At 41.6% G+C, this 12,304-nt stretch carries 14 protein-coding genes; 9 read left to right on the top strand and 5 right to left on the bottom strand.

Annotated elements, in window-relative coordinates:
• Positions 1-28: 28 nt before the first annotated feature.
• From B4U37_RS18640 to B4U37_RS18630, 3 genes are all read right to left on the bottom strand, one after another.
• Positions 29-670, bottom strand: a complete 642-nt coding sequence (locus tag B4U37_RS18640) for a hypothetical protein (protein WP_088019440.1) — start codon at positions 668-670, stop codon at positions 29-31.
• A gap of 197 nt (positions 671-867) precedes the next feature.
• Complete coding sequence (locus tag B4U37_RS18635) at positions 868-1,206, bottom strand: spore coat protein (RefSeq protein WP_010196697.1); 339 nt, start codon at positions 1,204-1,206, stop codon at positions 868-870.
• 18 nt (positions 1,207-1,224) lie between these two features.
• Entirely contained in the window at positions 1,225-1,506 is a 282-nt protein-coding gene (locus B4U37_RS18630) for a hypothetical protein (protein WP_088019439.1), read from the bottom strand.
• Between the two features lie 400 nt (positions 1,507-1,906).
• Here B4U37_RS18630 and B4U37_RS18625 point away from each other — a divergent pair, with 400 nt between their 5' ends.
• Positions 1,907-2,824: a proline dehydrogenase family protein gene (locus B4U37_RS18625; protein ID WP_088019438.1), complete on the top strand. Its 918-nt coding sequence runs from the start codon at positions 1,907-1,909 to the stop codon at positions 2,822-2,824.
• Between the two features lie 41 nt (positions 2,825-2,865).
• On the opposite strand, the gene B4U37_RS18620 is transcribed toward B4U37_RS18625, so the two are convergent.
• Entirely contained in the window at positions 2,866-3,012 is a 147-nt protein-coding gene (locus B4U37_RS18620; protein ID WP_010196688.1) for a YuzL family protein, read from the bottom strand.
• Positions 3,013-3,246: 234 nt separating this feature from the next.
• On the opposite strand from B4U37_RS18620, the gene B4U37_RS18615 reads away from it, so the two are divergent.
• The 3 genes from B4U37_RS18615 to B4U37_RS18605 all read left to right on the top strand — a co-directional run bounded on the left by B4U37_RS18615 (position 3,247) and on the right by B4U37_RS18605 (position 8,998).
• On the top strand, positions 3,247-5,631 hold the full coding sequence (locus tag B4U37_RS18615) for a 3-hydroxyacyl-CoA dehydrogenase/enoyl-CoA hydratase family protein (RefSeq protein WP_088019437.1): 2,385 nt from the start codon (positions 3,247-3,249) through the stop codon (positions 5,629-5,631).
• 207 nt (positions 5,632-5,838) lie between these two features.
• Positions 5,839-7,017, top strand: a complete 1,179-nt coding sequence (locus B4U37_RS18610) for an acetyl-CoA C-acetyltransferase (protein WP_010196686.1) — start codon at positions 5,839-5,841, stop codon at positions 7,015-7,017.
• A 196-nt stretch (positions 7,018-7,213) separates the two neighbouring features.
• Entirely contained in the window at positions 7,214-8,998 is a 1,785-nt protein-coding gene (locus B4U37_RS18605) for an acyl-CoA dehydrogenase FadE (protein WP_088019436.1), read from the top strand.
• A 51-nt stretch (positions 8,999-9,049) separates the two neighbouring features.
• On the opposite strand, the gene B4U37_RS18600 is transcribed toward B4U37_RS18605, so the two are convergent.
• Complete coding sequence (locus B4U37_RS18600; RefSeq protein WP_088019435.1) at positions 9,050-9,751, bottom strand: Crp/Fnr family transcriptional regulator; 702 nt, start codon at positions 9,749-9,751, stop codon at positions 9,050-9,052.
• Between the two features lie 205 nt (positions 9,752-9,956).
• Between B4U37_RS18600 and B4U37_RS18595 the strand changes: the two genes are divergently transcribed.
• From B4U37_RS18595 to B4U37_RS18575, 5 genes are all read left to right on the top strand, one after another.
• The gene (locus B4U37_RS18595; protein ID WP_088019434.1) at positions 9,957-10,313 is read left to right on the top strand and encodes an arsenate reductase family protein; all 357 of its coding nucleotides are present in this window, start codon (positions 9,957-9,959) and stop codon (positions 10,311-10,313) included.
• A gap of 74 nt (positions 10,314-10,387) precedes the next feature.
• A complete protein-coding gene (gene gcvH, locus B4U37_RS18590) occupies positions 10,388-10,771 on the top strand; it encodes a glycine cleavage system protein GcvH (RefSeq protein WP_010196676.1) in 384 nt (127 codons plus the stop codon).
• Positions 10,772-10,830: 59 nt separating this feature from the next.
• Positions 10,831-11,076: a YusG family protein gene (locus B4U37_RS18585; RefSeq protein ID WP_010196674.1), complete on the top strand. Its 246-nt coding sequence runs from the start codon at positions 10,831-10,833 to the stop codon at positions 11,074-11,076.
• A 153-nt stretch (positions 11,077-11,229) separates the two neighbouring features.
• Positions 11,230-11,577: a toprim domain-containing protein gene (locus B4U37_RS18580; protein WP_010196671.1), complete on the top strand. Its 348-nt coding sequence runs from the start codon at positions 11,230-11,232 to the stop codon at positions 11,575-11,577.
• 23 nt (positions 11,578-11,600) lie between these two features.
• Positions 11,601-11,924, top strand: a complete 324-nt coding sequence (locus B4U37_RS18575) for a thioredoxin family protein (RefSeq protein WP_088019433.1) — start codon at positions 11,601-11,603, stop codon at positions 11,922-11,924.
• Positions 11,925-12,304: the final 380 nt, after the last annotated feature.

Raw genomic sequence — 12,304 nt, 5'->3', positions numbered from 1 at the left:
GCTTGCAAATCAAGGCTCTTTTGCTTAACTACAAACAGAGGTCATCTTCACTAACACCACGTGAACACCTATACCGGACTTCCGCCTTCTCCACATACCAGAATTCATTTTCTTTCAACATCGTGAGCTTTATATCGCTTCCGGCCACAGAATCATCCCGCATGCCATAACTCATGATATACCCTTCTGCTTTAACCGCATCCTTAAAATCAATCCTAGTGTTAATTTCCCATATATCCATACCCAGTCCGTTGCTGGTCGCTACATCCAACATCCATGCATTCATTAGCAGTCCCGGTGCTTCCCAAGTTTGATTGGGAGTCCCTAGAGCCTGATCATATTCTCCATTCCACTCACGCCAATTTGTAACGCCTTTCTCCCAGCCGTTCTCTTTCGCTAGCGAATCATCTATCAAGTAATCCCAAAGTTGTGCATCAGCATCTCCCCACAAACGAGGAACTTGGTCTTTTGGAATCATGATAAATTCTCCTGATTCCTCTTCCGCAGACTGTTGGGAAAGTGTTTCTATCTCCATTTCTTTCTCTTCCAGTTGCGAATAGACTTCCGCTATTTCCTCTTCAAACTCGGTTACTTTTTCTTGATGAACATCTGTATTAGAGCAACCACTAAATAATACTCCTACCAAAAATAAAGTGACTACACGTTTCACATAATTCCCCCTAGAATAATAAACATTTTGTTTAATTTTACCACAAATAAATGGAATAATTTTCATTAATTTAAAAGCTTCGGGTTTCGGAAAATATACTGAAGGGTAGAGGGGAAGATACGATTTTTTAAGCCATTGCTTGAACGAAAAAAGCAACGAAAGATCCCGAATTCTCAGGGGCTTCGTCGCTTTAATTTTTACTGCATCATACCGTTATTGCCATAAGGAAACTGATTAGAATAACCTTGGAACTGCTGGTACGTTTGTTGTATTTTCGTTTGGTCTTCGGCTTCTAGCCCGTACCAACCTTTCTGGAACATCACATTGTAAAGCTCTCGCTGACAGTTTTGCGTTTCGTTAAAAATAGCTAACACATCAGTATAAATCTGTTGGTTGCTTGCTTCATTAAGTGCAGTACTGTAAGAGTCAGTCATATATTTTTCCGTCGCGAGCATATCGTTAATGAAATCACGCTCATTCATTTGTGGTGTTTTGGCAACCTGCGTTTCAGGATTTTGGATTTTCTGTTGAGTCATTTAGGTTTGTCCTCCTATCTATTGAAGTGGCTGCTGTTGTTGCATTTGAGTTTGACCTTGTAAGTGAGTCAAGATCTTCTGATAATGTCTCTGATGCATTTGGCCGGCTTTTTCAATCGCATTGACGACATCCTGATCCTGACATTGGCTTGCAAAAAAGTGCGCTTTCTTCATCGCAAGTAAATTCCAAGAAAGCATATCTGCAAAGTATAAAGAATCTTTAGTCGTAACAACGTTTGGCGGCTGTGGGTAATAGCCAGTCTGTTGAGTAGTATTTTGCTGTGGTTGCTGCTGTTGCATACAACGACCTCCTATCATAATCTATCAAATGTAGAGTATCCTTATGGCTAAAAAAATATGTACGAATCGGAAAACTCGTCAAACGCAGAATGACTAATTGAGCGACAAAAATCAACACTATTTCCCGACAAATAATTTGTATTCAAAAATTTGAAAAGATGATAAAATGAGGGTGTAATTTTATTTTTACACTCAATGAAAGCGTTTACTATAAAAGCTCTTTTCAATAAGATTTGTTGCAGACATTGTGAAAAAAGTCGGCACTTGGACTTTTTACTGCATACACACCATTAAAATGGCAGTAATGTCTAATGCACATTAATGAAAAGAGCGACAGTATCAGAAAAATAGAATTAAGCAATCGGAGAGGGACACCAAGAAGAAGCGGGAGGAATATCAAATGGAACAGGTAATGCGCAATACATTTTTGTATCTATCCAAAAGCAAGTCATTAACCAAAATGGCAAGAAAGTACGGATTGCGTTTCGGTGCTGGCCGTTTTGTTGCAGGGGAAAGAATCGATCAAGCGGTAAAGTGTATCCAAGAACTTAACCAAAAAGACCTTTGTGTCACCATTGACTATTTGGGTGAATTTATTGATACGGAAAAAGAAGCGAATGAAATGGCTGACAATTCTATTGAAGCGATTCGCGCAATCGGCACCGAGAACCTTGATTCTCAATTGTCTTTGAAAATGACATCCATGGGGCTTGATATCTCTGAAGAAGTTGTGATGAAGAACATGCGTAGAATCCTTGATGCAGCAAAGGAATACGGTGTATTTGTCACGATTGACATGGAAGACTACTCCCGCTGCGGGAAAACCATAGATGTATTCAAAAAGCTGAGAGAAGAGTTTGACAATGTCGGAACTGTCATACAGGCTTACTTGTACAGAACCGTTAAAGACATGGAAGACCTTAATCAGTACAGTCCGAATCTCCGTCTAGTGAAAGGCGCTTACAAAGAATCACCAGAAGTTGCTTTCCCAGAAAAAAAAGATGTGGATGATAATTTCAAGAAAATCATTGAAATGCATCTTTTAAACGGAAACTACACTGCAGTTGCAACACATGACGATGCGATGATCGAATACACAAAAGAACTCGTGAAAAAACATGGCATCTCCAAAGACCAATTTGAATTCCAAATGCTATATGGTATCCGCCCAGAGCGCCAATTGGAACTCGTAAAAGAAGACTACAAAATGCGGGTATACGTTCCATACGGCACAGACTGGTACGGATACTTCATGCGCCGCCTAGCAGAACGCCCAGCAAACGTCGCGTTCGTCCTAAAAGGAATCATAAAGAAATAATAAGAGAGCGTGCGAAATGCACGCTCTTTACGTTTATAACTCTAGTCTTGCATGTTCTGCTTTCCGTACTGCTGATTGTTGCTCGTCTTTTTGCCGCTATAGTCCATCTCCATAGTAGGACCTGCGTTTCCTTTTACACTCGCAGCACTTTTAGCTGCCTGAGAAGGTTGTTTTTTTAACTTTGCCATGATGTCTCACCTCCACACCTACATTTTTCCCACACCATCCAGCGACATGCAGCGTACATTAGAAAATAATATGGAAAAATCCTATTTATTTATTGCGAAAATTTTCAAAATACTTTATAGTTAAAACCAAGGGAACTTCTTACAAAGGAGATATTTTTTTGTGATAAAAATGAATGAGCATTCATTCAAAAATTGTTGCTTACTTTTAAAACCAACTATCAAGGGGGAGGAAGAATGAAACAAAGTATTAAAAAGGCTGCTGTAATCGGATCGGGAGTTATGGGATCCGGCATTGCCGCACACTTAGCAAACGTTGGAATTCCTACAATCTTGTTAGATATCGTTCCTAACAAATTAACGAGTGAAGAAGAACAAAAGGGCTTAACACTCTCTGATAAAGCAATCCGAAACAAATTTACCAATACAGCAGTACAAAAGTTATTAAAGCAAAAACCAGCTCCACTTACATCCAAATCTAATCTTGCTCTAATTGAAGCAGGAAACCTAGAGGATGATATTGCGAAAATTGCAGATTGTGACTGGGTCATTGAAGTAATCGTTGAAAACCTAGAAATCAAAAAGCAACTATTCGAAAAGGTAGATGCACACCGGAAACCAGGAAGCATCATCAGTTCCAACACATCTGGTATTTCCATTGAAGCGATGGCGGAAGGACGTTCGGAAGACTTCAAAAAGAACTTTCTTGGAACGCATTTCTTTAACCCACCGCGTTATTTGAAATTGCTTGAAGTGATTCCAACTAAAGACACAAGTCACGAAGTTGTTAGCTTCATTAAAACGTTTGGTGAAGATGTGTTAGGAAAAGGCATCGTACTTGCAAAAGATACGCCAAACTTCATTGCAAACCGCATCGGAACGTATGGCTTACTTGTTACAGTAAATGAAATGCTTGAGGGCGGCTATAGTGTCGGGGAAGTGGATTCTGTTACTGGTCCTGCAATCGGCAGACCGAAGAGCGCAACATTCCGTACACTTGACGTGGTAGGCTTGGATACATTCATCCATGTGGCCAACAATGTTTATGAAAAAGTAGAGGGCAAGGAACAAGAAGTATTCCGCATTCCTGACTTTATGAACAAGATGAAGGAAAAAGGCTGGTTGGGCTCCAAGTCCGGTCAAGGTTTCTTCTTGAAAAAAGGGAAAGAGATTCTAGAACTTAACCCAGAAACATTAGAATATGATGCACGTAAAAAGTTGAAAACTCCTGCTCTTGAAATGAGCAAACAAGCAAAAGGTTACAGCAATAAAATGAAAGCGCTTGTATATGCGGACGACCGTGCAGGAAATCTTATCTGGAGCATTCTTGCACCAGTGTTAAGCTATTCCGCTGAATTATTAGGTGAGATCGCAGATGATATCGTGGCAATTGACCAAGCGATGAAATGGGGCTTCGGCTGGGATCATGGACCATTTGAAACTTGGGATGCCATCGGTTTAGAAGAATCGGTCCTGAAAATGAAAGAGGATGGAATCGCTGTTCCGAAATGGGTCGACGAAATGCTAGCGAACGGTCATCGTTCTTTCTACCAAAAAGATGGCGGGACCACGCTGTTTTATGACAACGGTACTTACAAAGCGCTAGAAGTAAACCCGAAAGTTGTACACTTAAAAACTCTCAAAGAAACAAAAGGTGTTATCAAGAAAAACTCAGGTGCAAGCTTAATCGATCTTGGAGACGATGTGGCACTACTTGAGTTCCAATCTCCAAACAATGCGATTGGCCTTGATATCATTCAGATGGTGAATTACGCGCTCGAAGAAGTGGACAAAAACTATAAGGGACTTGTTGTCGGAAACCAAGGAAAGAACTTCTGTGTAGGTGCAAACCTTGCGATGATTCTGATGGAAGCACAAGACGACAATTATTTTGAAATAGAAATGGTTGTGAAGCACTTCCAACAAGCCATGATGAATATTAAATACAGTTCCAAGCCGGTTGTGGCTGCTCCATTTGGCATGACACTCGGTGGAGGAACAGAAATCTGCCTGCCGACAAGCCAACTGCAGGCATCCAGTGAAACGTATATGGGCCTTGTAGAAGTCGGAGTCGGATTGATCCCTGGTGGAGGCGGAAATAAAGAGCTTTACATGAAGCATTTAAGCAGCATGCCACAAGGCCTTGAATTTGACCTGCAAAAGGTTGCGAACAAAGTATTCGAACAAATTGCGACGGCAAAAGTCTCTACTTCTGCAGCGGAAGCAAGAGATCTGCACTTGCTGAATAATAAAGATCAAATCAGCTTCAACGGGGACCACCTGATTCATGATGCAAAGCAGGCGGTAACAAGCCTATATGATGCAGGCTACACAGCACCTGTTCGCAGAAAAGTCCCTGTAGTGGGGGAAACAGGCTATGCAACCTTAATGCTTGGAGCACACAATATGCAATACTCCGGATTCATTTCCGAGCACGATTTAAAGATCGCTAAAAAGCTTGCCTACGTTATCGCAGGCGGAAATGTACCGTTTGGAACAGAAGTAGATGAACAGTACCTACTAGACCTTGAGCGCGAAGCATTCCTAAGCCTAGTTGGAGAAGCAAAATCCCAACAACGCATGCAACACATGCTTGTAAAAGGAAAGCCATTACGTAACTAAACCAATTCATAATGATAGATAAATTTCTTAGCTGTTGATTGGAGCAAAAGGCGTAGACTCCTGAGGGAGATAGCGCTAGCTGGAGACCCCGCAGGCGGAAGCCGAGGAGGCTCCAGCAGCGCCCCTAGGAAAGCGAGCCATGTGCGGAAATCAACAGCGGTGTTAAAAGGAAATCTACTAAACTACTAGAAAAGCGAGGGGAGCACTTTGAAAGAAGCGGTTATTGTTGCTGGTGCAAGAACACCAGTCGGAAGATCAAGAAAAGGATCACTAGCTACAGTTCGACCAGATGATCTAGGGGCATTAGTAGTAAAAGAAACACTAAAACGAGCAGGCAATTACGATGGTCCAATCGATGACCTGATTTTCGGATGTGCCATGCCAGAAGCAGAACAAGGACTCAATATGGCAAGAAACATCGGCGGATTGGCAGGACTTCCATCAAGCGTACCTGCAATCACAATAAATAGATACTGTTCTTCAGGCTTGCAAACTATTGCCTATGCAGCAGAGCGAATCATGCTAGGACACTCTGAATCCATCATCGCAGGTGGTGCAGAATCCATGAGCATGGTACCAATGGTAGGGCACACAGTAAGACCAAATGCACGACTTGTTGACTCCGCACCTGAGTACTACATGGGAATGGGTCACACAGCAGAACAAGTAGCAATGAAATACGGAGTGAGCCGTGAAGACCAGGATGCATTCGCTGTTCGCAGTCATGAGCGCGCTGCAAGAGCAATTCAAGAAGGGAAATTCGTGGATGAAATCGTACCTGTGGATGTAACCATGCGTAAGGTTGGAGCAAATCACAAACTGCAAGAGTCCACATTCACTTTCAGCCAGGATGAAGGAGTAAGAGCAGGCACTTCCATGGAAGTATTGAGCAAACTGCGTCCGGCATTTAATGTCAAAGGCTCCGTAACAGCAGGAAACTCTTCACAAACAAGTGACGGAGCAGCATCTGTCCTTGTGATGGAAAGAGAAAGAGCGGAAGCACTTGGATTAAAACCAATCGCTAAATTCCGATCCTTCGCTGTAGGCGGCGTACCACCGGAAGTAATGGGAATAGGCCCGGTTGTAGCGATTCCTAAAGCACTTAAACTGGCAGGCTTGGAACTTTCCGATATCGGCTTACTAGAGTTAAACGAAGCATTCGCATCTCAAGCAATCCAAGTCATGCGCGAACTGGGTCTTGATGAAGACAAAGTAAACGTAAACGGTGGAGCAATAGCCCTTGGACACCCACTTGGATGCACAGGCTCAAAACTCACCCTGACCCTCCTACACGAAATGCAACGCCGCAACGAACAGTTCGGTATCGTCAGCATGTGTATCGGCGGCGGAATGGGCGCAGCAGGCGTATTCGAACTACTGGCTTAAATTTATTTTCAAAAAATAACTTAGCTGTTGATTGGAGCACAGGGCGAAGACTCCTGAGGGAGATAGCGTTAGGTGGAGACCCCGTAACGCAGTGAGGAGGCTCCAGCAACGCCCCTAGGAAAGCGAAGCCCATTGCGGAAATCAACAGCGGTGTAAGAGTGATTCTAATATAGTAACCAAACAGGAGGAAAACAAAATGTCAAACACATTAGAAAACATAATCAAAGGTGGAAGCTTCCTACTTGACGACATCGCCGCAGAAAAAGTCTTCACACCAGAAGACTTCTCAGACGAACACAAACTTATCGCCAAAACAACAGAAGAATTCGTCGTAAACGAAGTAGTACCAAACCTAGAAGAAATCGAACACCACAACTTCGATATCTCCGTTAAACTTTTAAAAGAAGCAGGAGAACTAGGACTATTAGGAGCAGACGTACAAGAAGAATACGGCGGATTTGGACTTGATAAAATCAGTTCATCCTTAATTACAGAAAAATTCTCAAGAGCTGGCGGATTCTCCTTATCCTACGGAGCACACGTTGGAATCGGGTCCCTTCCTATCGTTCTTTTCGGTAATGAAGACCAAAAACAAAAATACCTTCCTAAACTGTCTTCAGGTGAAATGCTTGCGGCATACGCTTTAACAGAGCCAGGTTCTGGATCTGATGCACTTGGAGCGAAAACGACAGCTAAGTTGAATGACGAAGGCACACACTATGTATTGAATGGTGAAAAACAATGGATTACAAATGCAGGCTTTGCTGATGTATTCGTTGTCTATGCAAAAGTCGATGGCGAACACTTCTCCGCATTCATCGTAGAGCGCGAGTTTGGAGGGGTTTCCACTGGACCGGAAGAAAAGAAAATGGGTATCAAAGGATCTTCCACACGTACATTGATCTTGGAAGATGCGTTAGTACCAAAAGAAAACCTTCTTGGTGAAATCGGACGCGGGCACGTTATCGCGTTTAACATTCTTAACATCGGACGTTACAAATTGGCTGTTGGGACAGTGGGCGGAGCTAAGCGTGGAATCGAGCTTTCAGCAACGTATGCAAACCAACGCCAACAGTTTAAAACACCTATCGCAAAATTCTCCCTTATTCAAGAGAAGCTTGCAAACATGGCTGTTAAAACATACGCAACGGAAAGCTCCGTTTACCGTACAGTTGGTCTTTTTGAAGACAGCATGGGCCGCTTGACGAAAGAGGAAGAGAAAGATCCTAATGCAGTGGCAAAAGCAGTTTCTGAATATGCTATCGAGTGTTCTTTGAACAAGGTATTCGGTTCTGAAACGCTTGACTATGTAGTGGATGAAGCAGTTCAAATCCATGGTGGTTACGGATTTATGGCAGAGTATGAAGTAGAAAGAATGTATCGCGACTCCCGTATCAACCGTATTTTCGAAGGAACAAATGAAATTAACCGCTTATTGGTTCCAGGAACTTACCTGCGTAAAGCATTAAAAGGCGAACTTCCACTTATCCAAAAAGCGCAAAGCCTACAAGAAGAGTTAATGATGCTTATGCCTGAAGAAGTTGGCGATGGAGTATTGGAGCAAGAGAAATATCTTGTGAAAAATGCTAAGAAAATTGCTATCTTAATGACAGGTCTTGTTGCTCAAAAATACGGAAAAGCATTGGAAAGAGAGCAAGAGTTGCTTGTTAACATTGCAGATATCATTAGCAATGTTTACTCCATGGAATCTGCTGTTCTACGTACAGAAAAAGCGATTGCAAAATCCGGCGAAGATAAAAACAAATTGAAAGTACTTTACACGCAAGTGTTCTGTCAAGAAGCGTTCAACCAAATCGAAGCGGATGCAAGAGAAACATTAGTAGCTGCTGAAACTGGTGATACCCTTCGCATGATGATCTCTGCACTTCGCAAATTTACTCGTCACACACCAATCAATGTGGTTGCGAAGAAGCGCGAAATTGCAGCAGTTGTATTGGATACACAGAAATATACTGTATGATAACGAAAACCCAGGCCTCTTTAATGGAGAGCCTGGGTTTTTAAATATTCACTAGTCGATCCGACACAACTCATCCGGACAATTTTCACAATGAATCTCCACCTTCAGATGATTCAAGTCATGAATAGTGATTCTCCCCTTATCAACGGATACAACGCCATTCTTTTTCAACTCCGAAAGCATCCTGTTCACTACTTCCCGTGAAGTTCCGCAATAGTTGGCCAGTTCCTGGTTGGTTAAGGGGAGGTCAATCCAGATACCCTCCTCTTTTAAGATCCCATAGCTATTAGACATCCTAATCAGAGTCGAGTATAAGGCGCCTTTTCTACCGTTTAATACTAGGTCCCTGAATTTTGTCTGTGTTTTACGATAGTGAAGACTCATCCACTTCATAAACTCCAAAGCAAGCTGGCCGTTTTCTGCGAGTTTCCGTTCCAATTCCAATTTAGGGATGACAAGCACACTACCTTTATCATCCATTGCTTTAGCACTGAGCATATAAATTGCTCCTGGACAAAATAAAGTCAGTTCTCCCACAAGGTCATCCTCGCTGCACAGCCGTAAAGTAAGCTCCTGGCCATCAGGTGTCACCTTGCTTATTTTAAAGCTTCCGTTCAAAATTAAATATATCTCAGAGGCCACCATGCCCTCTTGAAATAAATAAGCTCTCTTTTTGACAGCCAATTTCTTTTCAAAAGAAGAGAACAAAAACTCTTTAAGTTCTTTTGATAATTTTTCCGTCACAGAGCTCATCCTTTCCGACGTTCCTACTATAGGTTTATTTTAACGGTAATACCCTTCAAAATCTATGGTCTACAGAAATTGTCTCTCGTCAAAAAGGAAAATAGAAAAAGACGTCGAATTATAGAAAATAGCGTGTTGAAAATTAGGCGCAGGCTTTCTGTTATGCTACAATATATGAGTAAAATCATGTATGCTAAGGTGGTGCAAAAAGGTTATGACAGTAACGTTTTATTGGTATCCTAAATGTGGCACATGCCGCAATGCTAAAAAGTGGCTTGAGGCGAATGGTGTAGCGGTAGAAGAAGTACATATTGTCGAAAATCCACCATCACGTGAAAAGTTAGAGGAGCTGTACAAAAAAAGCGGTCTCGAACTGAAGAAGTTCTTTAATACAAGCGGCATGAAATATCGTGAGCTTGGATTGAAGGATAAAGTGAAAACAGCATCCGATGAGGAGTTGCTTGATATTCTTGCAACGGACGGCATGTTGATCAAACGCCCGATTACTACGGACGGCAGCAAAGTAACAGTTGGATTTAATGAAAAGCAGTTCGAAGAAACATGGAAATAGGAAAGGCTCTCTTTTTATTGGGTAACCCCTATTAGAAGAGCTAAAATAAACTAGTTTGATGGAGGGAATTATTAATGAGCACACCTAAAGATTTACGTTATTCCGAAGAGCATGAATGGGTAAAAGTTGAAGGAGAAAAAGTACGAGTGGGGATTACGCACTTTGCACAATCCGAGCTTGGCGATATCGTGTTTGTTGAACTTCCTGAAGTTGGAGATGAAATCTCTGCAGATGAGCCATTTGGAAGTGTAGAATCTGTAAAAACAGTTTCTGAACTTTACGCTCCTATAAGCGGAAAAGTAGTAGAAGTTAACGAAGATTTAAATGACAGCCCTGAGTTTGTTAACGAATCACCATATGAAAAAGCATGGATGATTGTGGTGGAACCTGCAGATGCTGGCGAAGTTGACAATTTAATGACTGCTGAGCAATATGAGGAAATGACAAAAGAAGACTAATAATTAACACGAGGGGCAACCTAACTTTAGTTAACTTTTACTAAAGAGGGTGACCTTAAATGACGTTGGATAACAAAAGGTTGGACATCACCGACCGAGTAAACGGTAAGTTGACAAACCAAGGTTTTGAGCTTTACGTGGAAAATGAATCCATCGGGCAAGTGACGTTTACCGATCAAGGCAACCAATACGCATTGAAAAATGGCTATGAACAAGAAGGAAGCAAGATCTTCCAACAGGTTTCAGTGCCTTCTGAAAAAGATGCCAAATATGTAGATTGCGACTACGAAAATGGATGGTGTTAACCATCGGTGGGGTTGGGACTTAATTTAGTTCCGCCCCTATTTTTATATATTAGCGCCCTTATTTCTAATTATATGTGTACATTACCACTATTCGGAATAGTTATAGTATAAAGCAATTTATCTTTATACATCTTTTTAGAACAGGTGATGGATATGGATTATATACATGAGGAAAAGATCATCATAGTTGAGGGGAAATCAGATAAGAAACGTGTTCAGGAAGTCATCAATGAGCCAGTTCATATCATATGTACGAATGGAACGATCAGTGTCACAAAACTTGATGAATTAATGGAAGATATTATGGACAAAGAAGTTTATATCTTGGTGGATGCAGATAGTTCCGGTGAAAAATTGCGAAAGCTTTTTAAAAGGGAGTTTCCAGAGGCGGAGCACCTCTATATAGACAAAATGTACCGAGAAGTGGCATCAGCGCCATATCACCATATAGCTACGGTGTTGTTAAGTGCAAACATTGATATTCATGCAGAATATTTGTAATAAGGTGTAATGAGGATGAGAGAATGAAGGATTGGACGAAGAAAGAGCTTTTACAGGAAATTAACAAAAATAAGCGAAGTGTGGTTTATTTTTACACTCCTATGTGTGGGACATGTCAGGTTGCTAAAAGAATGATGGATGTGACAAAAGAGCTTTTTCCGCATCTTCCTTTTGGGATGCTTGATGTGAATTATATTCAGGATCTTGCTATGACATGGGAAATCGAAAGTGTTCCTTGTATGATGATTTTCGAAAATGGTGAGATAAAGGAAAAAATTTATGCTTTTCGTTCTGTGGAGTATTTATATGGGCTCATTAAACAGTATGATGGAAAGTCAGTGAATTAAAAGCACCCTAGTGGTGTTTTTTTTATGGAATCCTTAAACTGTTGATTTCCGTTCCAGGCGCTTCGCTTGCCTGCGGCCGGTCGGGGAGCCTCCTAACTTGGTGAAGGCCATTGAAGAAGTATTTAATTTTAGAAATTATTTAACACCGCTGTTGATTTCCGCAAATGGCTTCGCTTTTCTAGGGTGCTGCTGGAGCCTCCTCGGCTTAGCCTGTGGGGTCTCCACCTAGCGCTATCTCCCTCAGGAGTCTTCGCCTTCCACTCCAATCAACAAGGTTACTGCATATTTTTTCATATTCGACAGAATCACCTATTGCCATTTTTCTGAAAAAGGGGTAAGTTTGTTTAGGGAGACGAAATATATTTTCAAACATACAAACA

The sequence above is a fragment of the Sutcliffiella horikoshii genome, assembly GCF_002157855.1.
Taxonomy (GTDB): domain Bacteria; phylum Bacillota; class Bacilli; order Bacillales; family Bacillaceae_I; genus Sutcliffiella_A; species Sutcliffiella_A horikoshii_C.
Note: the sequence above shows the minus strand (reverse complement) of the source record. Positions and strands in the feature narration are given on the sequence as shown.